The sequence below is a fragment of the Streptomyces sp. NPDC001544 genome (assembly GCF_042894285.1).
In the GTDB taxonomy this organism is placed as follows: domain Bacteria; phylum Actinomycetota; class Actinomycetes; order Streptomycetales; family Streptomycetaceae; genus Streptomyces.
The window spans coordinates 75,393-99,315 of the sequence record NZ_JBIAVN010000006.1 but is presented as its reverse complement, the minus strand read 5'-3'; the positions used below and the strand labels follow the sequence as shown (position 1 = coordinate 99,315).

Genomic DNA, 23,923 nt, shown 5'->3' with positions numbered 1-23,923 from the left:
GGCTTCACGAGGACATCTGGACATGTACAAGTATTTCTTCCGTCTGGTTTTCAAACGGATGGATGCCGAGAAGGCGCACCATCTGGCCTTTCGCTGGATCCGGCTGGCCGTCCGCATCCCCGTGCTGCGCACCTTCGTCGCCGCGGCCCTCGCGCCCCGCTACAAGGAACTGCGCACCGAGGCGCTCGGGCTGCGCATGCACGGCCCCTTCGGGCTCGCCGCCGGCTTCGACAAGAACGCGGTGGCGATCGACGGCATGTCGATGCTGGGCTTCGACCACGTCGAGATCGGCACCGTCACGGGCGAGCCGCAGCCCGGCAACCCCAGGAAGCGGCTGTTCCGGCTGGTCGCCGACCGCGCGCTGATCAACCGCATGGGCTTCAACAACGACGGCTCCCTGGCCGTCGCCGCCCGCCTCGCCACCCGTGAGCCCGTGTTCCGGACGGTCGTGGGCGTGAACATCGGCAAGACCAAGGTGGTCCCGGAGGCCGAGGCGGTCGCCGACTACGTGAAGTCGGCCGAGCGGCTGGCGCCGTACGCGGACTACCTGGTCGTGAACGTCTCCTCGCCGAACACCCCCGGTCTGCGCAACCTGCAGGCCACCGAGGCGCTGCGCCCGCTGCTGAGCGCCGTGCGCGAGGCCGCCGACCGGGTCGTGCCGGACCGCCGCGTGCCGCTGCTGGTGAAGATCGCGCCGGACCTCGCGGACGAGGACGTCGACGCGGTCGCCGACCTGGCCGTCGAGCTCGGCCTGGACGGGATCATCGCGACGAACACCACCATCGCGCGCGAGGGGCTCGGCCTGAAATCCGTGCCCTCGCTGTCCAAGGAGGCCGGCGGGCTGTCGGGAGCCCCGCTGAAGGCGCGCTCCCTGGAGGTTCTGCGCCGCCTCTACGCGCGCGTGGGCGACCGCATCACCCTGGTCGGCGTCGGCGGCGTCGAGAACGCCGAGGACGCCTGGCAGCGCATCCTGGCGGGCGCCACGCTCGTCCAGGGATACAGCGCCTTCATCTACGAGGGGCCCTTCTGGAGCCGGGCGGTCCACAAGGGGCTGGCGGCCCGTCTGCGCAACAGCCCGTACGCCACCCTCGCCGACGCGGTCGGCGCCGACGTGAGGAACCCCGTATGACCGGCATGACGGTTCAGGAAGCCTTCGGCGCACGCCTGCGTCGCGCCATGGACGAGCGCGGCCCGCTGTGCGTCGGCATCGACCCGCACGCGTCCCTGCTCGCCGAGTGGGGCCTGAACGACGACGTCGCCGGGCTGGAGCGGTTCAGCCGCACGGTCGTCGAGGCGACGGCCGACCGGGTCGCCGTCCTCAAGCCGCAGAGCGCCTTCTTCGAGCGCTTCGGCTCCCGCGGCGTCGCCGTCCTGGAGGCGTCGGTACGGGAGGCACGCGAGGCCGGTGCCCTGGTGGTGATGGACGCCAAGCGCGGCGACATCGGATCGACCATGGCCGGGTACGCCGAGGCGTTCCTGCACAAGGACGCCCCGCTGTTCTCGGACGCCCTGACCGTCTCGCCGTACCTCGGCTACGGCTCCCTGAGCCCGGCCGTCGCGCTGGCCCGGGAGAGCGGCACGGGCCTGTTCGTTCTGGCCCTCACCTCCAACCCCGAGGGCGGCGAGGTGCAGCACGCGGTCCGTGCCGACGGGCGCGACGTCGGCGCGACGATGCTGGCCCACCTGGCGGCCGAGAACGCGGGGGAGGAGCCCCTGGGCTCGTTCGGCGCGGTGGTGGGCGCCACGCTCGGCGACCTGTCCTCGTACGACCTCGGCATCAACGGCCCGCTCCTCGCGCCCGGCGTCGGGGCCCAGGGGGCGACGGCGGCCGATCTTCCCCGGGTGTTCGGAACCGCGGTGCGCAACGTGGTGCCGAACGTCAGCCGGGGTGTTCTGCGTCACGGTCCCGAGGTCGGGGCGCTGCGAGCGGCCGCGGAGCGGTTCGCGGAGGAGATCCGGGCCGCCGTCGCGGACGCCTGAGTCCTCCGATGAGTGCTCGGGTGAGCGGCTCCAGGGCGGCTTGAGGGTGAATACATTCTCAAATCGAGGGCAGTATGTCTGAAATGTCTGGCCTGACGGAGGCTGACCAGGACTTTTCCGCTGTTCTCGCTGACTCTGGCGGACTTGCCCGCTAGTCTCCGAGCAGTGGGGACACCTCCCACGCCCTTCAGGCAGTGGGGGAGGACGGGCAGCGTGTTGCTCGTGGCTCCCCAGGTGTGGGGCGACTAGGTTCCTCACCGGTCCGTATCCGACAGTTCGACATCCGAGGTGACGTAGGCGTGGCTCTTCCGCCCCTTACCCCTGAACAGCGCGCAGCCGCGCTCGAAAAGGCCGCCGCGGCTCGCCGGGAGCGGGCCGAGGTCAAGAATCGACTCAAGCACTCCGGCGCCTCTCTTCACGAGGTCATCAAGCAGGGCCAGGAGAACGACGTCATCGGCAAGATGAAGGTCTCCGCCCTGCTCGAGTCCCTGCCGGGCGTGGGCAAGGTCCGCGCCAAGCAGATCATGGAGCGACTCGGTATCTCCGAGAGCCGCCGCGTGCGTGGCCTCGGTTCCAACCAGATCGCCTCCCTGGAGCGTGAGTTCGGGAGCACCGGCTCCTGAGTACCGGGAGGTCCGGGACCGGCGTCCCGGGCACCCCGGCATTGCTGGAATAATCGCTGCATGGCTGCAACATTCCGGGGGACGACCCCCGAGCCCCCGGGCGTACGTCCGCGGCTGACCGTGCTCTCCGGCCCCTCCGGGGTCGGCAAGAGCACGGTCGTCGTCCATATGCGCAAGGAACATCCCGAGGTCTGGCTCTCGGTGTCGGCGACCACCCGCAAGCCGCGCCCGGGCGAGCAGCACGGGGTCCACTACTTCTTCGTCACCGACGAGGAGATGGACAAGCTGATCGCCAACGGCGAGCTGCTGGAATGGGCCGAGTTCGCCGGCAACCGCTACGGCACGCCCCGCCAGGCCGTGCTGGAGCACCTGGAGGCCGGGGTGCCGGTCCTGCTGGAGATCGACCTGCAGGGCGCCCGCCAGGTCCGCGAGTCCATGGCGGAGGCCCAGCTGGTGTTCCTGGCCCCTCCCTCCTGGGAGGAGCTCGTGCGCAGGCTCACCGGCCGTGGCACCGAGCCGCCCGAGGTGATCGAGCGCCGCCTGGAGGCGGCCCGGATCGAGCTGGCGGCCGAGCCGGAGTTCGACGAGACCCTGGTCAACACCTCCGTCGAGGACGTGGCGCGCGAGCTGCTAGCCTTGATGGACGTTGTGTGATCGTGAAGATCACCCTCACCTGATTCTTTCCCATCCATCGGAAGGTAGAGCGTGTCCTCTTCCATCACCGCGCCCGAGGGCATCATCAACCCGCCGATCGACGAGCTCCTCGAGGCCACCGACTCGAAGTACAGCCTCGTGATCTACGCGGCCAAGCGGGCCCGCCAGATCAACGCGTACTACTCGCAGCTCGGCGAGGGCCTCCTCGAGTACGTCGGTCCGCTCGTGGACACCCACGTCCACGAGAAGCCGCTCTCCATCGCCCTGCGCGAGATCAACGCCGGTCTCCTGACCTCCGAGGCCATCGAGGGTCCGGCGCAGTAGTACCTTCACATCGCAGTTGGTTCATCCACAGGCCCGGCAGTGCTCCTGCCGGGCCTGTGGTGTGTGATGGACCCGTACGTTGCCGAACCGGGGAGAGACGGTGGACAAGTCGGTGGACAAGCCCAAGGTCGTTCTGGGGGTCAGTGGCGGGATCGCCGCGTACAAGGCCTGTGAGCTGCTGAGAAGGTTCACGGAGTCGGGCCATGACGTACGGGTGGTCCCCACCGCCTCCGCGCTGCACTTCGTCGGCGCCGCCACCTGGTCCGCCCTGTCCGGCAACCCGGTCTCCACCGAGGTCTGGGACGACGTCCAGGAGGTGCCGCACGTCCGCATCGGCCAGCGGGCCGACCTCGTGGTCGTCGCCCCCGCCACCGCCGACATGCTCGCCAAGGCGGCCCACGGCCTCGCCGACGACCTGCTGACCAACACACTCCTCACGGCACGCTGCCCGGTCGTCTTCGCCCCGGCCATGCACACCGAGATGTGGGAGCACCCGGCCACCCGGGAGAACGTGGCGACACTGCGCCGCCGGGGCGCCGTCGTGATCGAACCGGCGGTGGGCCGCCTGACCGGCGTCGACACGGGCAAGGGGCGGCTGCCCGACCCCGGAGAGATCTTCGAGGTCTGCCGCCGGGTCCTGGCCAGGGGAGCGACGGAGCCGGACCTCGCCGGCCGGCACGTAGTCGTCAGCGCCGGCGGCACCCGTGAGCCCCTCGACCCGGTCCGCTTCCTCGGCAACCGCTCCTCCGGCAAGCAGGGCTACGCCCTCGCCCGCACCGCCGCCGCCCGGGGCGCACGGGTGACACTGATCGCCGCCAACACCGGCGGGCTGCCGGACCCCGCCGGAGTGGACGTCGTACCCGTCGGCACGGCGCTCCAGCTGCGCGAGGCCGTACTGAAGGCGGCCGGCGACGCCGACGCCGTGGTCATGGCCGCGGCCGTGGCCGACTTCCGGCCCGCGACCTACGCGGCAGGGAAGATCAAGAAGAAGGACGACCAGGACCCGGAGCCGGTCACCCTCGTACGTAATCCGGACGTCCTGGCGGAGATATCGGCCGAACGGCCCCGGACCGGACAGGTGATCGTCGGCTTCGCCGCCGAGACGGACGACGTCCTCGCCAACGGCCGGAAGAAACTGGCACGCAAGGGCTGCGACCTCCTCGTGGTGAACGAGGTGGGGGAACGCAAGACGTTCGGCTCGGAGGAGAACGAGGCCGTCGTACTCGGCGCCGACGGCAGTGAGACGCCCGTACCGCACGGCCCGAAGGAGGCCCTCGCGGAGGTCGTCTGGGACCTTGTCGCCGAGCGGCTGAACTGATCGCTCCGCCCTTGGATTCGGCCGTTCGGCGGTGTCTTCGAGGACGTGATTGTCGCGTGGCGGCCCTGGCCAAGGCCGCCGCGTATTGGGCAGAATGCCCGTGCCGCAGGTCACAGGGCTCCCGAGAGGTGAGACATGTGGCCCGTGGGCAGACTGCCACCGATAAACTGTTTCTCGGACGATGCCGGGCGCAGCTCCCCGCGTCGTCCGTCAATGATCAGCCAGCAGCCGCTGCAAACCCAGGGAGCGTTGTGTCCCGTCGCCTGTTCACCTCGGAGTCCGTGACCGAAGGTCACCCCGACAAGATCGCTGACCAGATCAGCGACACCATTCTCGACGCGCTCCTGCGTGAGGACCCGACCTCCCGGGTCGCCGTCGAGACGCTGATCACCACCGGTCTGGTCCATGTGGCCGGCGAGGTCACCACCAAGACCTACGCGGACATCGCGACCCTGGTCCGCAACAAGATCCTCGAGATCGGCTACGACTCCTCGAAGAAGGGCTTCGACGGCGCCTCCTGCGGCGTGTCCGTCTCGATCGGCGCGCAGTCCCCGGACATCGCGCAGGGCGTGGACACGGCCTACGAGTCCCGGGTCGAGGGCGACGACGACGAGCTCGACCGGCAGGGTGCCGGCGACCAGGGCCTGATGTTCGGCTACGCGGCCGACGAGACGCCCACCCTGATGCCGCTGCCGATCTTCCTGGCGCACCGGCTGTCGAAGCGCCTGTCCGACGTCCGCAAGAACGGCACGATCCCCTACCTGCGTCCGGACGGCAAGACGCAGGTCACCATCGAGTACGACGGCGACAAGGCCGTCCGCCTCGACACGGTCGTCGTCTCCTCGCAGCACGCCAGCGACATCGACCTGGAGTCGCTGCTCGCGCCCGACATCCGTGAGTTCGTCGTCGAGGCCGAGCTGAAGGCGCTCCTGGACGAGGGCATCAAACTCGAGACCGAGGGCTACCGCCTGCTGGTCAACCCCACCGGCCGTTTCGAGATCGGCGGCCCGATGGGTGACGCCGGCCTGACCGGCCGCAAGATCATCATCGACACCTACGGCGGCATGGCCCGCCACGGCGGCGGCGCCTTCTCCGGCAAGGACCCGTCCAAGGTGGACCGCTCCGCGGCGTACGCGATGCGCTGGGTCGCCAAGAACGTGGTCGCCGCGGGCCTGGCCTCCCGCTGCGAGGTCCAGGTCGCCTACGCGATCGGCAAGGCCGAGCCGGTCGGTCTGTTCGTCGAGACCTTCGGCACCCACAAGGTCGAGACCGAGAAGATCGAGAAGGCCATCGACGAGGTCTTCGACCTCCGCCCGGCCGCCATCATCCGCGACCTCGACCTGCTCCGCCCGATCTACGCCCAGACCGCGGCCTACGGCCACTTCGGCCGCGAGCTCCCCGACTTCACCTGGGAGCGCACCGACCGCGTGGACGCGCTGCGCGCGGCCGCGGGCCTGTAGGTCCCCCGGCTTCAAGCCAGAGGCCCGGCTCCCCTACGGGAGCCGGGCTTCGGCGTGTGGTGGACGGACGTGCCGGTCAGGCGGCGGGGGCCAGCCGGATCCGGCGGCGCACCCGATCGATCTCCAGGATGCTGACCAGCAGTTCCTGCCCCTCGCAGACGCCGTCCGGGTCCAGGTCGCAGGCGTGCACCAGACCTTCGGTGTCCTCGCCGATGCGGACGAACACGCCGAAGGGGAGTCGCCTGGTCACCCGGCCCGCCACGACGTCTCCGGCGGACCGGGCCGACCGGTCCCAGGGATCCTCCCGCAGGGCCTTGAGCGAGATGACCACCTCACCCTGGTACGTGTCGGTCACGACCACCGCGCCGGTGACCCGCTGCCCCGGACTGACCGCGTCCGCGGGGTGATCGACATGGGACCAGCTCAGGTCCGGAACGCGGATGAAACCCGTGCCCGGATACGCGGGATGCGGGGGCTCCCCGTCGAGCCGTACGAAGACCCCGAAGTCGTGTACGGCGGCCACCGTACCCGTGACGACATCACCGGGCCGCGTGCGCAGCAGATGGCGGTACAGGGCCTCGTCCTCGCAGGCTTTGGCGGAAAGCCCGACCGTGCCGGTCCTCTCGTCGGCGCCCAGCACCTCAGCGGTGATCCGCTGCCCGACGGCCACCACCTGCGAAGGGTCCTGGAACACCCTCCAGGACAGCAGGTGCAGGGGGATACGGCCGGTCGGCGCCTGCGGGTCGTCGCCGTCCAGGCACACGACGACGTCGCGCTCGCCGAAGCCGGCCACCGTACCGGTCCGCAACTCCGGGTGTGCCCGTGTGGCGAGACGTTCGCGCAGTTGCTCCATGGGGTCCGGTACGGGTTCGGTCATGGGCGTGAGCCTAGGGGGTGTCTTGTGGATCACGCCGGGGTCGCGGGGTCTGGCACGCACTCCCCCACTCTCGACTTCGCTCGAGCGGGAGGGGCCCCACCGGCGTTGTCGTCGGTCCCCGACTCCCCCACGCTCGAACGAGCTCGCGAGGGGGGACCCCCATCGCGTCGACTCCCTCCTCCGCCTTGCAGCTGCACGCACCAGACCCCGCTCGGGTCGGCTGGAAGGCGCCGTCGGTCGCAACCGGCCTGATCCACAAGACACCCCCTAGGGCGCCGGTCGCGGGCGCGTCGGTTGTCAGTGCCGTTTGGTAAGAATGCAAGGGTGAGCAGCGAGAACGGGCCGGGGGACGGCGGGGGCGAAGGGGCCGCGGCGGCGGAGCAGCTCGCGCTCATCCGGGAAGGTGTGCGGCAGGGGAAGGCGAAGGCGCCGCGAGCGAAGCCGCGTACCTGGCGGGGGGCCGCGCTGGCCGGGCGGTTGCCGGTCGCGCGGGTGCTGGTCGACAAGGGCGTGCTGCATCTCGACCGGTACTTCGACTACGCCGTGCCGGAGGAACTGGACGAGCAGGCCCAGCCCGGAGTGCGGGTGCGGGTGCGGTTCGGGGCCGGGCGGGGCCGGGTCCGGGAAGGGCGCCGGGAGGGCGGCGGGCTCATCGACGGGTTCCTCGTCGAGCGGCGGGCCGAGTCCGACTACGCGGGGCCGCTGGCGGCGCTGGCCCAGGTGGTGTCGCCCGAGCCCGTGCTGAGCGAGGAGTTGCTGGGGCTGGCCCGGGCCGTCGCCGACCGGTACGCGGGCAGCCTCGCCGATGTGCTGCAGCTCGCCGTGCCGCCACGCAGTGCGCGGGCCGAGCAGCGGCCGTCGCCCGAGCCCCTGCCGCCGCCCACGGCGCCCGGCACCGGGTCCTGGAGCCGGTACGAGCACGGGGCCGCGTTCCTGGAGTCGCTGGCCTCGGGAGGCTCGCCGCGAGCCGTGTGGAACGCCCTGCCGGGACCCGGGTGGAGCGAGGAGCTGGCCCGGGCCGTCGCCGCGACGCTCGCCTCGGGACGCGGCGCCCTTGTCGTCGTACCGGACGGGCGGGCCGCCACCCGGGTCGACGCCGCGCTGACCGCACTGCTCGGTGAGGGGCGGCACGCGGTCCTCACCGCCGACGCCGGGCCCGAGAAGCGGTATGCGCAGTGGCTCGCCGTGCGGCGCGGGTCGGTGCGGGCCGTGGTCGGGACGCGGGCCGCCATGTTCGCGCCGGTACGGGACCTCGGGCTCGTCGCCGTCTGGGACGACGGGGACGACAGCCACAGCGAGCAGCACGCTCCGCAGCCGCACGCCCGGGATGTGCTGCTGCTGCGCGCCGCTGTGGACAAGTGCGGTTTTCTGCTGGGGAGTTGGTCCTCCACCGTGGAGGCTGCGCAGCTCGTGGAGAGCGGCTGGGCCCGGCCCCTGGTCGCGGGCCGGGAGGAGGTGCGGCGGACCGCTCCCCTGGTGCGAACGGTCGGGGACGGTGACCTGGCCCGGGACGAGGCCGCCCGGGCGGCCCGGCTGCCGACGCTCGCCTGGCAGGTGGCCCGCGAGGGACTGCGGCAGGGGCCGGTCCTGGTGCAGGTGCCCCGGCGAGGCTATGTGCCGCGCATGGCCTGTGCGCAGTGCCGGGCGCCCGCACGCTGCCGGCACTGCTCGGGGCCGCTCCAGGCCCAGCAGTCCGGGGCGCTCGGCTGCGGCTGGTGCGGGCGTGAGGAGGGCGCCTGGCACTGCCCGGAGTGCGGAGGATTCCGGCTGCGCGCCCAGGTGGTCGGGGCCCGGCGGACCGCGGAGGAACTGGGCCGGGCCTTTCCCGCCGTACCCGTGCGGACCTCGGGCCGCGAGCACGTGCTGGACACGGTCCCGGACACACCCGCCCTGGTGGTGAGCACACCGGGGGCGGAGCCGGTCGCCGAGGGCGGCTACGCGGCGGCCCTGCTGCTCGACGGCTGGACCATGCTCGGCAGGCCCGACCTGCGCGCCGGAGAGGACGCGCTGCGCCGCTGGATCGGGGCCGCGGCGCTGGTGCGGCCGCAGGGTGACGGCGGGACCGTGGTCGTCGTCGCCGAGCCCACGCTGCGGCCCGTGCAGGCGCTGGTGCGCTGGGACCCCGTCGGGCACGCGGTGCGGGAGCTGGCCGAGCGCGCCGAGCTCGGATTCCCGCCCGTGTCGCGGATGGCGGCCGTGTCGGGGACGGCGCAGGCCGTGGCGGAGTTCCTCGGCACGGTGGAACTGCCGCCGGACGCCGAGGTGCTGGGGCCCGTTCCGGTGCCTGCCACTCCCGCCGGGCGGCCCCGGCGTCCAGGGGCGCCGCCTCCCGGGGAGCACTGGGAGCGGGCGCTGGTCCGGGTGCCGCCCGGCAGCGGGGCCGCGCTCGCGTCCGCCCTGAAGGCGGCACAGGCCGCGCGGATGGCGCGGGGGAACGGCCAGACGCCGGTCCGGGTGCGGATCGACCCGCCGGACATCGGGTGAGCCGACGGGCCGGCCGACGAACCGGGCAGGAGCTGGGCGCCCGAGGCGTCAGCCGTTGCGCGGGCCGGGGAAGGCCGTGGTCCGGGCGTCTTCGCGGAGCGTGGGACTGCCCGCGGTCGGCTGGGTCGGCATCGAGCGGGCCGCCGGGACCGTAGGCACCGAGGGCAGGCCGGTGTTCACACTGATCGTCCGGGTGCCCGGGGCCTCCGTCGAGCGCTCGGCCTCCGCGGCCGCCTGCGCCGCGGCACGGCGGGCGCCGTAACGGCGGTGGACCGCCTGCTTGGTGACCCCGAGGGCGGAGCCCACCGCGTCCCACGAGAAACCGAGTGAGCGGTCGAAGTCCACGGCGGCCGTGACCAGCGTCTCGACACTGTCCCGCAGTTCCTGGGCGAGACGGACCGTCGGGGCTGGGGCGCGTCCGTAGACGACGAAGCCCGTGGAGGGACCGGAGCGCCGCGGGCGGTAGACGTTGCCCAGCTGGGCGGTGAGCGTGCGCAGTGCGTCCACCTGCCGGCGGACCCGCTCGATGTCCCGCACCAGCAAGTGCAGGCTGGCCCGGGCCTGGGCGTCGTGGGTTGCGTGGTCGGCCATGAACAAGCCTCTCGAACCGGCGTTGAAAGGAATTGGGCCGCGAAAGCGGCCCGATGTGGTCAACTCTGTCTTGACCAACGCGTATGCGCTCCGCTGGTAACGGGGTAGGGGCGTATGGGCTGGGGCGTACGCCGCTCTCCCACCCGCGCACCACCCGTTTCCAGTCGGCCAGGAGGCCCGGCGCCCTGTGGGGGTCGCCCACCGTCGGCGGCTGTCCGCTTCCCGCCGGTGATCACGGCATAGACTTGTGTGTTGCCCGTCGATCACCGCCCGAGAGGCCCGAAGCCACCCATGAAGCTCGTCTTCGCCGGTACCCCCGAGGTCGCCGTTCCCGCTCTCGACGCCCTTCTCACCTCCGGGCGGCACGAGGTGGCCGCCGTCGTCACGCGGCCCGACGCGCCGGCCGGCCGGGGACGCAGGCTGGTCGCGTCTCCCGTGGCCGAACGCGCGATGGAGGCCGGGATCGAGGTGCTCAGGCCCGCCAAACCGCGGGACCCGGAGTTCCTGGAGCGGCTGAGGGAGATCGCGCCCGACTGCTGTCCCGTCGTCGCCTACGGCGCCCTGCTGCCCAGGGTGGCCCTCGACATCCCCGTCCACGGCTGGGTCAACCTGCACTTCTCGCTGCTGCCCGCCTGGCGCGGAGCGGCTCCCGTGCAGCACGCCCTCATGGCGGGGGACGAAATCACCGGTGCCTCCACGTTCCTGATCGAGGAAGGGCTGGACTCGGGGCCGGTGTACGGAACGGTCACCGAGGAGATCCGGCCCACCGACACCAGCGGCGACCTGCTCACCCGGCTGGCGTTCGCGGGCGCCGGGCTGCTCGCCGCCACGATGGACGGCATCGAGGACGGCACGCTGAAGGCCGTACCGCAGCCCTCCGAGGGCATCACCGTGGCTCCCAAGATCACTGTCGAGGACGCGCAGGTCGACTGGTCGGCCCCCGCGCTCCGGGTGGACCGGGTCGTGCGCGGCTGCACCCCCGCGCCCGGCGCCTGGACCACGTTCCGCGGCGAGCGGCTCAAGCTCATCCACGTCACGCCGGTGCCCGAGCGGACCGACCTCGCCCCCGGCCGGCTGGCCGTGGGCAAGAACAGCGTGCACGTCGGAACCGGTTCCTACGCCACCGAGCTGCTGTGGGTACAGGCCCAGGGCAAGAAGCCGATGCGCGCGGCGGACTGGGCCCGGGGCGTGCGGATCGCGGACGGGGAGACGCTGGGCGGCTGAGACGCCCGCCCGCCTTCGCAGGTGCCGGCCGGACGTAGGCTGGACACCGCACCCCGTCCCACACCCGGAGCACCTTTTTCGTGAGCGACCAGCCCCGTCGGCCCCACAAGCCCGCCAAGCCCTACCGCCGGCCCCAGAAGGACCCCGTCCGCATCCTCGCCTTCGAGGCGTTGCGTGCCGTGGACGAACGCGACGCGTACGCCAACCTCGTGCTGCCGCCGCTGCTCAGGAAGGCGCGGGAGAAGGGCGACTTCGACGCCCGGGACGCGGCACTGGCCACGGAGCTGGTGTACGGGACGCTGCGCCGGCAGGGGACGTACGACGCCGTCATCGCCGCCTGTGTCGACCGACCGCTCAGGGAGGTCGACCCGCCCGTCCTCGACGTGCTCAGCCTCGGCGTGCACCAGTTGCTCGGCACGCGGATCCCCACGCACGCCGCCGTGTCCGCCTCCGTCGAGCTGGCCCGGGTCGTACTCGGTGACGGGCGGGCGAAGTTCGTCAACGCGGTGCTGCGCAAGGTCGCGCAGGACGACCTCGACGGATGGCTGGCCAAGGTCGCGCCGCCCTACGACGAGGATCCCGAGGACCACCTCGCCGTGGTGCACTCCCACCCCCGCTGGGTCGTCTCGGCCCTGTGGGACTCGCTCGGCGGTGGCCGCGCCGGGATCGAGGACCTGCTGGCGGCCGACAACGAGCGGCCCGAGGTCACCCTCGTCGCCCGGCCCGGGCGCGCCACCCCCGAGGAACTGCTCCGGGAGGAGGCCGCCGTACCCGGCCGCTGGTCGCCGTACGCCGTGCGGCTCACCGAGGGCGGGGAGCCCGGAGCCGTCGAGGCGGTGCGTGAGGGCCGGGCCGGCGTCCAGGACGAGGGCAGCCAGCTGGTCGCCCTCGCGCTGGCGAACGCGCCGCTGGAGGGACCTGACGGGAAGTGGCTCGACGGGTGTGCCGGACCCGGCGGCAAGGCCGCGCTGCTGGCCGCCCTCGCCGCCGAACGCGGCGCGGTGCTGCTGGCCTCCGAGAAGCAGCCGCACCGCGCCGGGCTGGTGGCCAAGGCGCTGGCCGGCAATCCCGGGCCGTACCAGGTCATCGCCGCCGACGGAACCAGGCCGCCGTGGCTGCCCGGCGCCTTCGACCGCGTACTGGTGGACGTGCCGTGCACCGGTCTGGGCGCCCTGCGCCGGCGGCCCGAGGCCCGGTGGCGGCGCCGCCCGGAGGACCTGGAGAACTTCGCGCCGTTGCAACGCGCCCTGCTGCGCGGCGCGCTGGACTCGGTGCGGGTCGGCGGCGTCGTCGGCTACGCCACCTGCTCCCCGCACCTCGCCGAGACCCGGGCCGTCGTCGAGGACGTGCTCAAGCAACACCCGGACACCGAACTCCTCGACGCCCGCCCCCTCCTGCCGGGTGTCCCGGCGCTCGGCGAGGGCCCCGACGTACAGCTGTGGCCCCATCTGCACGGCACCGACGCGATGTACCTGGCGCTGATCCGCCGTACCGGCTGACCGCCCGTCCGCCGGACCGGCCGCCTCGCGCGGCGGTGGGCCGGTGGCTCGGCCGTGCGTGACGGTGAAGGGCCGGGCACGCCGGGTCGATCGACGCGTCGGTCCGCCCGGCCGGCCGGACGGCGGGCCGTCACCGGGCGGCGGCGAGGGAGGGGGACGCGGGCGGCGCATGCCGTGTGTCCGGCATCGCCGGTCCCGCCTTCGCCGAGCGCGTCGTGCGCGGGGCGTCCGCCGGACCGGTCGGGCCACGCGGGGCCACCATCGCCGTGCTCCCCTCGGCCGGGGGCCGGGCCCTCGGCGGCCGTCCGTCCCGGCCGGCCGCAATGCCGTGACCAGCCGCTTCGGGCGTCGGCCGGGCCGGGCCGGAAGCCTGGCGGGGCGCGCAGGGGGCGCGCTGAGCGGCGGGGAAGACTGCCAGGGACGTACCGACGCGAACAACCGTGCAAGAACATGGCAGGCTTGGGGCATGGCCGTGCAGATCAACCCCAGCATCCTGTCCGCCGACTTCGCCCGCCTCGCGGACGAGGCCAAGGCGGTCCAGGGAGCCGACTGGCTCCACGTCGACGTCATGGACAACCATTTCGTCCCCAACCTCACGCTCGGCGTGCCGGTCGTGGAGTCCCTGGCCCGTGCGACGGACACGCCGCTGGACTGCCACCTGATGATCGAGGACGCGGACCGCTGGGCGCCGCAGTACGTGGAGGCGGGCGCCTCGTCCGTCACGTTCCACGTCGAGGCGGCCGCCGCGCCCGTGCGGCTGGCCCGCGAGATCCGGGCCAAGGGCGCCCGCGCCGCCATGGCCCTGAAGCCCGCGACGCCCATCGAGCCGTACGAGGACCTGCTCCCCGAGCTCGACATGCTGCTGATCATGACGGTCGAGCCGGGCTTCGGCGGTCAGGCGTTCCTGGACATCATGCTCCCCAAGATCCGCCGCACCCGCGAGCTGATCGCCAAGCACGGCCTGGAGTTGTGGTTGCAGGTCGACGGGGGCGTCTCGGCCTCGACGATCGAGCGATGCGCGGATGCCGGAGCGGATGTCTTCGTCGCCGGTTCCGCCGTCTACGGGGCGAAGGACCCGGCAGAAGCGGTACGTGCACTACGCACGCAGGCCGAGGCGACGACCGCCAAGGCGTCGTGGGCGTGCGGACACTAGACGGCCCTTGGGCCACAGCTACGTGAACGGCGCCCACCAGGGCAGATCAAGCGCGCCGAATCTGCAAGGATGAACGGCGAATCCAGAGTGTGAACAGCAGTGAGGAGATCGCCGTGTCGGGTATGTCGGCGGGCCGGTCAGCCATGCGGATGGGACCCGCTGAGCTGGTGCAGGCGGCGGCCATGGCCCGCCGCTTCTACCTCGAGGGAAAGTCCAAGATCCAGATCGCTGAGGAGTTCGGCGTCAGCCGCTTCAAGGTGGCCCGGGTACTGGAGACTGCCCTCGAAAGGGACCTCGTACGCATCGAGATCCGAGTCCCCGCCGAACTGGACGCCGAGCGCTCCGACGCGCTCCGCGCCCGCTACGGCCTCAGGCACGCCGTCGTGGTCGAGTCCCCGGCCGAGGCCGAGGAGACCCCCGACCCCGAGAACCTGGGGGAAGTCGCCGCCGACCTGCTCGGTGAGCTCGTGAACGAGGGGGACGTCCTGGGCCTGGCCTGGGGCCGGTCCACCATCCACATGGCGGCGGCCCTGGACCGGCTGCCGCCCTGCACGGTGGTGCAGCTGACGGGCGTGTACGACGCCGGGACCGCCGAGCGCGGCTCGGTCGAGGCCGTCCGCCGTGCCGCCCAGGTCTCCGGCGGCGACGCCCACCCCATCTACGCGCCGATGCTGCTGCCGGACACGGCCACCGCGGCGGCGCTGCGCCACCAGACCGGCATCGCCCGCGCCTTCGAGTACTTCGACAAGGTCACGGTCGCCTGTGTCTCCATCGGTTCCTGGGAGCCGGGCATCTCGACCGTCCACGACATGCTCAGGGACGACGAGCGGGCCCACTACGCCTCGCTCGGCGTCGCCGCGGAGATGTCCGCGCACCTCTTCGACGCCGAGGGCCGCCGGGTCGGACGGGACCTGGGGGAGCGGTGCATCACGGTCAAGGCCGACCAGCTCCGCCGCGTCCCCGAGGTCGTGGCGATCGCCGGCGGGCAGCGCAAGGCGGCGGCGATCGACGCGGTGCTGCGCTCGGGGCTCGTCACCAGCCTGGTGACGGACACCTCCGCCGCGGACTACCTGATGACCGCCGGACCGACGCCGAAGCCCGCGCTCAACCGCGCGGACCCCGACGGCCCCTGACCGGACCGGCGCCCTTGGCCATGGCCGGCCCGATGCCGTCCCGGCCGGGGGCGCCGGCCGTTGGAGGTTCCTCCCAAGCCCCTCTGACCAGCCTGGATGTTTCGTCGGGGGCATGGCACAGGGGCTCTCATGGGAGAATGAAGTACGTGCTCTTTCCCCCTGGCTGACCTGTCCGGGGGCCGCCTCCGAACGACTGGGATGTGCAGCACGTGCGTTTCCTCAACGACATCCGGCCCGCGTACGACCTGACGTACGACGACGTGTTCATGGTGCCGAGCCGCTCCGCGGTGGGCTCACGTCAGGGCGTGGACCTCAGCGCCCCGGACGGCACGGGCACCACCATCCCGCTCGTCGTCGCCAACATGACCGCCATCGCCGGCCGCCGCATGGCCGAGACGGTGGCCCGGCGCGGCGGCCTGGTGGTCATCCCGCAGGACATCCCGATCGACGTCGTCACCGATGTCATCGGCTGGGTGAAGAGCCGCCACCTCGTGCTCGACACCCCCATCGTGCTGGCCCCGCACCAGACCGTCGCCGACGCGCTGTCCCTGCTGCCCAAGCGCGCGCACAACGCCGGTGTCGTCGTCGACGACCAGCAGCGGCCGATCGGTGTCGTCACCGACCGGGACCTGACCGGCGTCGACCGCTTCACCCAGCTCGAAGTGGTCATGTCCAAGGACCTGCTGCTGCTCGACGCCGACATCGACCCGACCGAGGCGTTCAACCGGCTCGACGGGGCCAACCGTCGCTACGCCCCCGCCGTCGACAAGGACGGCAGGCTGGCCGGCATCCTCACCCGCAAGGGCGCCCTGCGCGCGACCCTGTACACCCCCGCCACCGACGCTGCGGGCAGGCTGCGCGTCGCCGCCGCCGTCGGCATCAACGGCGATGTGGCGGGCAAGGCCGAGCAGCTCCTGGACGCCGGCGTGGACACGCTCGTCATCGACACCGCGCACGGCCACCAGGAGTCGATGATCAACGCGATCAAGCTGGTCCGCGACCTCGGCCCGCGGGTGCCGATCGCGGCCGGCAACATCGTCGCCGCCGAGGGCGTGCGCGACCTGGTCGAGGCGGGCGCCGACATCGTCAAGGTCGGCGTCGGCCCCGGGGCCATGTGCACCACCCGCATGATGACCGGCGTGGGCAGGCCGCAGTTCTCCGCCGTCCTCGAGTGCGCGGCCGAGGCGAGGAAGTACGGCAAGCACGTCTGGGCCGACGGCGGTGTCCGGCATCCGCGCGACGTGGCGATGGCCCTCGCGGCCGGGGCGTCCAACGTGATGATCGGCTCGTGGTTCGCCGGCACGTACGAGTCGCCCGGTGACCTCCAGCACGACGCGAACGGCCGCCCGTACAAGGAGTCCTTCGGGATGGCCTCCGCCCGCGCGGTGCGCAACCGCACCTCCGAGGAGTCGGCGTACGACCGCGCGCGCAAGGCCCTGTTCGAGGAGGGGATCTCCACCTCCCGCATGTTCCTCGACCCGGCCCGGCCGGGCGTCGAGGACCTGATCGACTCGATCATCGCGGGCGTCCGCTCCTCCTGCACCTACGCCGGTGCCGCCTCCCTGGAGGAGTTCGCCGAGAAGGCCGTCGTCGGCATCCAGAGCGCCGCCGGCTACGCCGAGGGCAAGCCGCTGCACGCGAGCTGGAGCTGACGCGCCGGCCCGCTCCCCACCAGCAACGCCCGCACCATCCGAGAAGTGAACGACCCACTGTGCTGAACGAACTCGACGAACGCATCGTGCACGCCCTCGCCGAGGACGCCCGCCGCTCCTACGCGGACATCGGGCAGATGGTCGGCCTGTCCGCGCCCGCCGTGAAGCGGCGTGTGGACCGGTTGCGCGCCACCGGAGCCATCACCGGGTTCACCGTACGGGTGGACCCGGCGGCGCTCGGCTGGGAGACCGAGGGGCTCATCGAGATCTACTGCCGGCGCAACACCTCGCCCGAGACCATCCGGCGGGGCCTGGAGCGCTACCAGGAGGTCGTCGCCGCCTCCACCGTCACCGGGGACGCCGACGCGATCGTCCAGGTCTTCGCCTCCGACATGCGCCACTTCGAACGGGTGCTGGAGCGGATCGCGGGGGAGCCGTTCGTGGAGCGCACCAAGTCGGTACTGGTGCTCTCACCGCTGCTCAGACGCTTCTCGTCGGGATCGCCGACCTGAGCCGAGCGGCCCGGACATGCGCCCCCCGCCCGTGGAGCACGACCGAGGGCCGAGGAGACGTGCCCGGGTACCGGCACACAACCGCGACCACCGGGGCCCGCCGCGCACGGCAGGCTCCGGCGCGGTGCGCCACCGGGGTCTGACCGGCCGCGCGCGCCGATGTCACGGCCTCCGGTCGGACGTCGCACGGCCGGGCGTCGAGCCGGCGGGGGCGGCGGCCGGAGCGCTGTGGGAAACCGTCGAGCGGTTACGGGAGCCGCCCCGGCGCGGTGCGCCACCGGGGGCTGACCGGGCGCGCGCGCCGATGCCACGGCCTCCGGTCGGATGTCGCACGGCCGGGCGTCGAGCCGGCGGAGGAAGGCGGCCGGAGCGCTGCGGGAAACCGTCGAGCGGCTACGGGAGCCGCGGTACGCCGGATCCGTAGCCGCATCGGCCGCATCGGCCGCTCGGGCGCGCAACGAATCGCCGTCGGACGGCAGGCGCACGCAACGAACCGCTCATTGGCGCGCAACGGGTTCTTCTTGTCCGGCCGAGCCCGGCGACCGTACCGTCTAAGTGACCCCCCGAGACCCTTCCGCCCCGGTGAGGACCACGCATGCGCACCGCCCTGCTCCAGAGCTCCGGCCGCCCCGGCTCCACCGTCGAGAACCTCAAGGTCCTCGACGAGGCCGCGGGCCGTGCCGCCGCCGCGGGTGCCGTGCTGCTCGCCGCGCCGGAGATGTTCCTCACCGGGTACGCGATCGGCGACGACATCGGCCGCCTCGCCGAGCCGGCCGACGGCGCCTCCGCCGACGCGATCGCCGAGATGGCCGCCCGGCACGGCCTCGCCCTCGCCTACGGCTATCCGGAGCGGGACGGCGAGACCGTCTACAACTCCGCGCAGCTGATCTCCGCCGACGGCACCCGCCTCGCGAACTACCGCAAGACCCACCTGTTCGGCTGCGCCGAGCGCGACCACTTCACCCCGGGCGAGAAGTCGCTCGTCCAGGCCCGGCTGGGCGGCCTGACCGTCGGCATCATGATCTGCTACGACGTCGAGTTCCCGGAGAACGCGCGCGCCCACGCCCTGGCCGGCACCGACCTGCTGGTCGTGCCGACGGCGAACATGCACCCGTTCCAGTTCGTCGCCGAGGCCATGGTGCCGGTGCGTGCCTGGGAGAACCAGATGTACGTCGCGTACGTCAACCGGGTCGGCCACGAGGGCGAGTTCGAGTTCTTCGGCCTCTCCGCCCTCGCCGGACCCGACGGCATCGCCCGCACCCGTGCCGGCCGCGGCGAGGAACTGGTCGTCGCCGACGTCGACCCCGTCCTCCTGGCCGCCTCCCGTGAGGCGAACCCGTACCTGAAGGACCGCCGTCCCGGTCTGTACGGGTCCCTGGTCTGACCCACCGATCCCCCCGAGTCTTCCCTCGAGTCACCCCGCGCAAGGAGTCCCTACCCCATGACGTCCACGGTGCCCAACGCCGTCGAGCACGCAGACGAGCAGCAGCCGCCGACCACCATGTTCGGCCCGGACTTCCCCTACGCCTACGACGACTTCCTCGCCCACCCGGCGGGCCTCGGCCAGGTCCCCGCGACCGAGCACGGCACCGAGGTCGCGGTCATCGGCGGTGGCCTGTCCGGCATCGTGGCCGCCTACGAGCTGATGAAGATGGGCCTCAAGCCCGTCGTGTACGAGGCCGACCGGATCGGCGGCCGGCTGCGGACGGTGGGCTTCGAGGGCTGCGACCCGTCGCTCACCGCCGAGATGGGCGCGATGCGCTTCCCGCCGTCCTCCACCGCCCTGCAGCACTACATCGACCTGGCGGGGCTCGAGACCCGGCCCTTCCCCAACCCGCTGTCCGAGGCGACCCCGTCGACCGTCGTCGACCTGAAGGGCGAGTCGCACTACGCCGAGACGATCGACGACCTGCCGCAGGTCTACCGCGATGTCGCCGAGGCCTGGAACAGGTGCCTCGAAGAGGGTGCCGACTTCTCCGACATGAACCGCGCCATACGCGAGCGGGACGTGCCGCGCATCCGCGAGATCTGGGCACGGCTCGTCGAGAAGCTCGACAACGAGACCTTCTACGGCTTCCTCTGCCGCTCCGAGGCCTTCAAGTCCTTCCGGCACCGCGAGATCTTCGGCCAGGTCGGCTTCGGCACCGGCGGCTGGGACACCGACTTCCCCAACTCCATCCTGGAGATCCTCCGCGTCGTCTACACCGAGGCCGACGACCACCACCGCGGCATCGTCGGCGGCTCCCAGCAGCTCCCGCTGCGCCTGTGGGAGCGCGAGCCGGAGAAGATCGTCCACTGGCCGTACGGCACCTCGCTGAAGTCCCTGCACGTCGACGGCGAGCCCCGCCCCGCCGTGATCCGGCTGCACCGCACCGCGGGCAACCGGATCACCGTGACGGACGCGAACGGCGACATCCGCACCTACAGGGCCGCGATCTTCACCGCCCAGTCCTGGATGCTGCTGTCCAAGATCGCCTGCGACGACTCGCTCTTCCCGATCGACCACTGGACGGCGATCGAGCGCACCCACTACATGGAGAGCTCGAAGCTGTTCGTCCCCGTCGACCGGCCGTTCTGGCTCGACAAGGCCGTCGACGACAGGGGCAACCCGACCGGCCGGGACGTCATGTCGATGACGCTCACCGACCGCATGACCCGCGGCACCTACCTCCTCGACGACGGCCCGGACAAGCCCGCCGTCATCTGCCTCTCGTACACGTGGTGCGACGACAGCCTGAAGTGGCTGCCGCTGTCGGCGAACGAGCGGATGGAGGTCATGCTGAAGTCGCTCGGCGAGATCTATCCGAACGTCGACATCAGGAAGCACATCATCGGCAGCCCGGTGACGGTCTCCTGGGAGAACGAGCCGTACTTCATGGGCGCGTTCAAGGCCAACCTGCCCGGCCACTACCGCTACCAGCGGCGCCTGTTCACGCACTTCATGCAGGACCGGCTGCCCGAGGACAAGCGGGGCATCTTCCTGGCCGGCGACGACATCTCCTGGACGGCCGGCTGGGCCGAGGGGGCGGTCCAGACCGCGCTGAACGCGGTCTGGGGCGTCATGCACCACCTCGGCGGCGCCACCGACCCGGGCAACCCCGGGCCGGGCGACGTCTACGACGAGATCGCGCCGGTCGAGCTCCCGGAGGACTGAGCCCTTCGTGAGCCCCGGGGGTCACACCCCCGCCGCGCGCGCCTTCTCGTAGACCTCGGCGGCGACGTCCTTGAGCTCCTCGGCGTCGCGGGTGCCCTCCTGGAGGTCGACGAAGATCTCGTCGAGACCGACCTCGGCGTGCGCGGCCAGGTCCTCCACGATCTGGTCGACGCTGCCCTGGAAGGGCCGCCGGTCGGCGCCGGTGTACCCCTGGGACAGGTAGGCCGCATTGGTGCGCAGAACCGTCTGGATCGGCTCGGTGCGCCCCCGTTCCGCGGCCAGTTCCTGGAGCTCGCGCCACTGCGCGGCGACGGTGTCGGCGCCCATGCCCACCGGCATCCAGCCCTCGGCGTGGTCGACGAGACGGCGCCGGGCCTTCTTCGACGCCGCCGCCAGCAGGATCGGGATCGGGCGGGCGGGCTTGGGGCCGACCACGGCGGACGCGATCTTGGTGATGCGTCCGTCGTGGACCACCGGATCGGGGCCCCACACCGCCCGGCACACCTCGATCAGCTCGTCCAGGACCTGCCCGCGCTCCTCGAAGGGCCGTACCGACGCGGCCGCGTACTCGTCGAAGGACCAGCCGGTGCCGAGACCCGCCACCACGCGGCCGCCGCTCGCCGCGTCCAGGGTGGCGAGGGCCTTGGCGAGCTGGAACGGCACGTGCAGCGGGGCGACCAGCACGCTGGTGCCCAGACGGGCCCGCTCGGTCGCCGCGGCGGCGAGGGTGAGGGTGACCAGCGGTTCGGCGACACCCCGGTAGCCGTCCGGCCAGGGGAGGCCCTCGATGCCGTAGAGGCCCTGAGTGGCGGGGTCGGGGACCAGGAGCCGCTCGTAGACCCAGAGGCTCTCGTAACCGATCCGCTCGGCCGCGCGCGCCACGTCGGGCACGTCCCGTCCGAGGTCGTACTGCTTGTTCTGGGGAAGAGCGAGTCCGAGCCGCGTCGCCATGCCCTGTACTCCTTTGCAGAAGGTCGCTTGGTGTCGAACGTACAACGTTCACAAAGGAGTTGAGGGGTCGAAGCACCGGCGTGGCCGGATCAGTCCGGTAGTGGTGTGAGCAGCATGCGGCCCGCGAAGCCGACCGCCGCGTCGAGGCGCTCGGTGAACTCCTCGGCCAGGTCCTCGAACCGGCGCAGCGCCCACAGTGCGCGCGCGGCCGACCAGGTGGCGTCCCGGGCGCGCTCCAGGCTCCAGGAGCCGAGGAGATGGGTGAGCGGGTCGGCGATCTGGAGGAGGTCGGGACCCGGCATCAGGTCCTCGCGGATGCGCTCCTCCAGTGCCACGAGGAGCTCGCCCACGCGGTCGAACTCGTCCTCGAGCTCGGCCGGTTCGCAGCCGAGGGCACGGCAGGTGTCCACGACGGCCAGCGCCAGGTCGTGGCCGATGTGGGCGTTGATGCCGGCGAGTGCGAACTGCAGGGGACGTACGCCGGGGTGGCGGCGGAACTGGAACAGCGGCCGCCAGCAGGCCGGCGGACGGCGGTCGTCGGCCACCGCGTCGACCGCGGCGAGATACCGCTCGGCGAACCGCACGTCCAGCGCGCTCGCGGCCCCCGGATCGGGGAAGATCCCGGCGCGCAGGCGCCGTTCCACCTCCTCGGTGACGGCCAGGTAGACGCGGTTGAACACCGCGACCCCGTCGCGCGCGGGCAGTGCGGCGTCGAGGCCGCGCATGCGGGAGACGACGGCCTCGACGGACGGGGTGAGGGGTTTCGACTGCGCCATGGGGGAAGCGTCCCAGTCCCGGGCCGACCGGCGGGCCGACGTGCCCGGACTTCCCCGGAACGGGGGAACGCGGAAGCCGTGCGCCCACCCCGTTCGGGCTGGGTCAGGCCTCCGGTCCGGTGCCGGCCGCCTTCTGGTCGTAGGACGACGTGCCCTCGTCCAGCAGCGGTTCCTGCTGTTTGAGGTGGGCGGGGGCGAGGGCGCGCAGGCCGTGGTAGCCGGTGATGGTGACCAGAGTGCCGAGGGCGATGCCGCTGAGCGAGAAGGTGTCGCTGAACCTCATCGTCACGTTGCCGACGCCGATGACGATGCCCGCGGCCGCGGGGACGAGGTTGAGCGGGTTGCGCAGGTCGACCCCGGCGCCCAGCCAGATCTGGGCGCCGAGCAGGCCGATCATGCCGTACAGGATGACGGTGATGCCGCCGAGCACACCGCCCGGGACGGCGGCGACGACCGCGCCGAACTTCGGGCAGACGCCGAAGAGCAGGGCGAATCCCGCCGCCGCCCAGTACGCGGCCGTCGAGTACACCCGGGTCGCGGCCATCACGCCGATGTTCTCGGAGTACGTGGTGTTGGGCGGCCCGCCCACGGCGGTGGACAGCATCGACGCGACGCCGTCGGCCGAGATCGCCGTGCCCAGCTTGTCGTCCAGCGGGTCGCCCGTCATCTCGCCCACGGCCTTGACGTGCCCGGCGTTCTCCGCGACGAGCGCGATGACCACCGGCAGGGCGACGAGGATCGCCGACCACTGGAAGGACGGGCCGTGCAGGGACGGCAGCCCGATCCAGTCGGCCTTGCCGACACCGGAGAGGTCGAGCCGCCAGTGGTCGGTGACCTTGCCGCTCGCGTCCACCGAGTGGATCCTGCCGAAGATCCGGTCACTGGCCCAGGAGAGGCCGTAGCCGAAGACCAGCCCCAGGAAGATCGCGACCCGGGACCAGAAACCACGCAGGCAGACCACGGCCAGCCCGGTGAACGACATCACGAGCAGCGCCGTCCACTGGTCCTGCGGCCAGTAGGTGGAGGCGGTCACCGGGGCGAGGTTGAAGCCGATCAGCATCACCACCGCGCCGGTGACGATCGGCGGCATCGTGGCGTGGATGATCCGCGCCCCGAAACGCTGCACCGCGAGACCCGCCAGGAACAGCGCCGCACCGACGACGAAGACCGCGCCGGTCACGGTCGCGCTCGTGCCGCCCTGCGCCCGGATGACCGCGGCCACCCCCACGAAGGACAGCGAGCAGCCCAGGTAGCTCGGCACCCGGCCGCGCGTGGCGAGCAGGAAGACCACGGTCGCGATGCCCGACATCATGATCGCCAGATTGGGGTCGAGGCCCATCAGAACGGGGGCGACGAACGACGCCCCGAACATCGCGACCACGTGCTGGGCGCCGAGGCCCACCGTCCGCGGCCAGGACAGTCGTTCGTCGGGGCGTACCACCGCTCCGGGCGCGGGCGTGCGCCCGTCACCGTGCAGTTTCCAGCGCACGCCGAGATCCATGGTGATGTTCGCTTTCGTGGTGCGTGAAGTCGGTCCGGACCATTGTCACGGTCAGTC

At 72.3% G+C, this 23,923-nt stretch carries 21 protein-coding genes; 16 read left to right on the top strand and 5 right to left on the bottom strand.

The window, feature by feature from the left end:
- The first annotated feature begins 22 nt into the window (after window positions 1-22).
- From ACFY0F_RS17645 to metK, 7 genes are all read left to right on the top strand, one after another.
- On the top strand, window positions 23-1,129 hold the full coding sequence (locus ACFY0F_RS17645) for a quinone-dependent dihydroorotate dehydrogenase (RefSeq protein WP_388794326.1): 1,107 nt from the start codon (window positions 23-25) through the stop codon (window positions 1,127-1,129).
- Between the two features lie 5 nt (window positions 1,130-1,134).
- The gene (gene pyrF, locus ACFY0F_RS17640; RefSeq protein WP_388795243.1) at window positions 1,135-1,980 is read left to right on the top strand and encodes an orotidine-5'-phosphate decarboxylase; all 846 of its coding nucleotides are present in this window, start codon (window positions 1,135-1,137) and stop codon (window positions 1,978-1,980) included.
- 299 nt (window positions 1,981-2,279) lie between these two features.
- Window positions 2,280-2,603, top strand: coding sequence for an integration host factor (locus ACFY0F_RS17635; protein ID WP_003977346.1), 324 nt, complete (start codon window positions 2,280-2,282; stop codon window positions 2,601-2,603).
- Between the two features lie 60 nt (window positions 2,604-2,663).
- Window positions 2,664-3,257, top strand: coding sequence for a guanylate kinase (gene gmk / locus ACFY0F_RS17630; RefSeq protein WP_388794323.1), 594 nt, complete (start codon window positions 2,664-2,666; stop codon window positions 3,255-3,257).
- Between the two features lie 51 nt (window positions 3,258-3,308).
- The gene (gene rpoZ / locus ACFY0F_RS17625) at window positions 3,309-3,581 is read left to right on the top strand and encodes a DNA-directed RNA polymerase subunit omega (RefSeq protein ID WP_005319902.1); all 273 of its coding nucleotides are present in this window, start codon (window positions 3,309-3,311) and stop codon (window positions 3,579-3,581) included.
- 112 nt (window positions 3,582-3,693) lie between these two features.
- Window positions 3,694-4,899 (top strand): bifunctional phosphopantothenoylcysteine decarboxylase/phosphopantothenate--cysteine ligase CoaBC, encoded by a 1,206-nt coding sequence (gene coaBC / locus ACFY0F_RS17620; protein ID WP_388795240.1) that lies wholly within the window; start codon window positions 3,694-3,696, stop codon window positions 4,897-4,899.
- 251 nt (window positions 4,900-5,150) lie between these two features.
- Complete coding sequence (gene metK, locus ACFY0F_RS17615) at window positions 5,151-6,359, top strand: methionine adenosyltransferase (protein WP_388794320.1); 1,209 nt, start codon at window positions 5,151-5,153, stop codon at window positions 6,357-6,359.
- Window positions 6,360-6,435: 76 nt separating this feature from the next.
- Here metK and ACFY0F_RS17610 read toward each other — a convergent pair whose 3' ends face one another.
- A complete protein-coding gene (locus ACFY0F_RS17610; RefSeq protein WP_388794317.1) occupies window positions 6,436-7,236 on the bottom strand; it encodes a S1 RNA-binding domain-containing protein in 801 nt (266 codons plus the stop codon).
- A gap of 324 nt (window positions 7,237-7,560) precedes the next feature.
- Between ACFY0F_RS17610 and ACFY0F_RS17605 the strand changes: the two genes are divergently transcribed.
- The gene (locus ACFY0F_RS17605; RefSeq protein WP_388794314.1) at window positions 7,561-9,720 is read left to right on the top strand and encodes a primosomal protein N'; all 2,160 of its coding nucleotides are present in this window, start codon (window positions 7,561-7,563) and stop codon (window positions 9,718-9,720) included.
- A gap of 48 nt (window positions 9,721-9,768) precedes the next feature.
- Here ACFY0F_RS17605 and ACFY0F_RS17600 read toward each other — a convergent pair whose 3' ends face one another.
- On the bottom strand, window positions 9,769-10,311 hold the full coding sequence (locus ACFY0F_RS17600) for a hypothetical protein (RefSeq protein ID WP_388794311.1): 543 nt from the start codon (window positions 10,309-10,311) through the stop codon (window positions 9,769-9,771).
- Window positions 10,312-10,602: 291 nt separating this feature from the next.
- On the opposite strand from ACFY0F_RS17600, the gene fmt reads away from it, so the two are divergent.
- From fmt to ACFY0F_RS17560, 8 genes are all read left to right on the top strand, one after another.
- The gene (gene fmt / locus ACFY0F_RS17595) at window positions 10,603-11,535 is read left to right on the top strand and encodes a methionyl-tRNA formyltransferase (protein WP_388794308.1); all 933 of its coding nucleotides are present in this window, start codon (window positions 10,603-10,605) and stop codon (window positions 11,533-11,535) included.
- A gap of 80 nt (window positions 11,536-11,615) precedes the next feature.
- A complete protein-coding gene (locus tag ACFY0F_RS17590; protein WP_388794305.1) occupies window positions 11,616-13,034 on the top strand; it encodes an RsmB/NOP family class I SAM-dependent RNA methyltransferase in 1,419 nt (472 codons plus the stop codon).
- Window positions 13,035-13,500: 466 nt separating this feature from the next.
- The gene (gene rpe / locus ACFY0F_RS17585; RefSeq protein ID WP_388794302.1) at window positions 13,501-14,187 is read left to right on the top strand and encodes a ribulose-phosphate 3-epimerase; all 687 of its coding nucleotides are present in this window, start codon (window positions 13,501-13,503) and stop codon (window positions 14,185-14,187) included.
- Between the two features lie 89 nt (window positions 14,188-14,276).
- On the top strand, window positions 14,277-15,320 hold the full coding sequence (locus ACFY0F_RS17580) for a sugar-binding transcriptional regulator (RefSeq protein ID WP_388794299.1): 1,044 nt from the start codon (window positions 14,277-14,279) through the stop codon (window positions 15,318-15,320).
- A 209-nt stretch (window positions 15,321-15,529) separates the two neighbouring features.
- A complete protein-coding gene (locus tag ACFY0F_RS17575) occupies window positions 15,530-16,972 on the top strand; it encodes a GuaB1 family IMP dehydrogenase-related protein (protein WP_388794296.1) in 1,443 nt (480 codons plus the stop codon).
- Window positions 16,973-17,031: 59 nt separating this feature from the next.
- Complete coding sequence (locus ACFY0F_RS17570; RefSeq protein ID WP_388794293.1) at window positions 17,032-17,484, top strand: Lrp/AsnC family transcriptional regulator; 453 nt, start codon at window positions 17,032-17,034, stop codon at window positions 17,482-17,484.
- A 595-nt stretch (window positions 17,485-18,079) separates the two neighbouring features.
- Window positions 18,080-18,868 carry a carbon-nitrogen hydrolase family protein gene (locus ACFY0F_RS17565; RefSeq protein ID WP_388794290.1) on the top strand — a complete coding sequence of 263 codons (789 nt, stop codon included), beginning with the start codon at window positions 18,080-18,082 and terminating at the stop codon, window positions 18,866-18,868.
- 57 nt (window positions 18,869-18,925) lie between these two features.
- Window positions 18,926-20,638, top strand: coding sequence for a flavin monoamine oxidase family protein (locus ACFY0F_RS17560; protein ID WP_388794287.1), 1,713 nt, complete (start codon window positions 18,926-18,928; stop codon window positions 20,636-20,638).
- A gap of 21 nt (window positions 20,639-20,659) precedes the next feature.
- Here the strand turns inward: ACFY0F_RS17560 and ACFY0F_RS17555 are convergent, their stop codons facing one another.
- From ACFY0F_RS17555 to ACFY0F_RS17545, 3 genes are all read right to left on the bottom strand, one after another.
- Window positions 20,660-21,589, bottom strand: coding sequence for an LLM class F420-dependent oxidoreductase (locus tag ACFY0F_RS17555; RefSeq protein WP_388794284.1), 930 nt, complete (start codon window positions 21,587-21,589; stop codon window positions 20,660-20,662).
- 89 nt (window positions 21,590-21,678) lie between these two features.
- Window positions 21,679-22,365: a DUF5995 family protein gene (locus ACFY0F_RS17550; RefSeq protein ID WP_388794281.1), complete on the bottom strand. Its 687-nt coding sequence runs from the start codon at window positions 22,363-22,365 to the stop codon at window positions 21,679-21,681.
- A 103-nt stretch (window positions 22,366-22,468) separates the two neighbouring features.
- Window positions 22,469-23,866 carry a uracil-xanthine permease family protein gene (locus ACFY0F_RS17545; protein ID WP_388794278.1) on the bottom strand — a complete coding sequence of 466 codons (1,398 nt, stop codon included), beginning with the start codon at window positions 23,864-23,866 and terminating at the stop codon, window positions 22,469-22,471.
- Window positions 23,867-23,923: the final 57 nt, after the last annotated feature.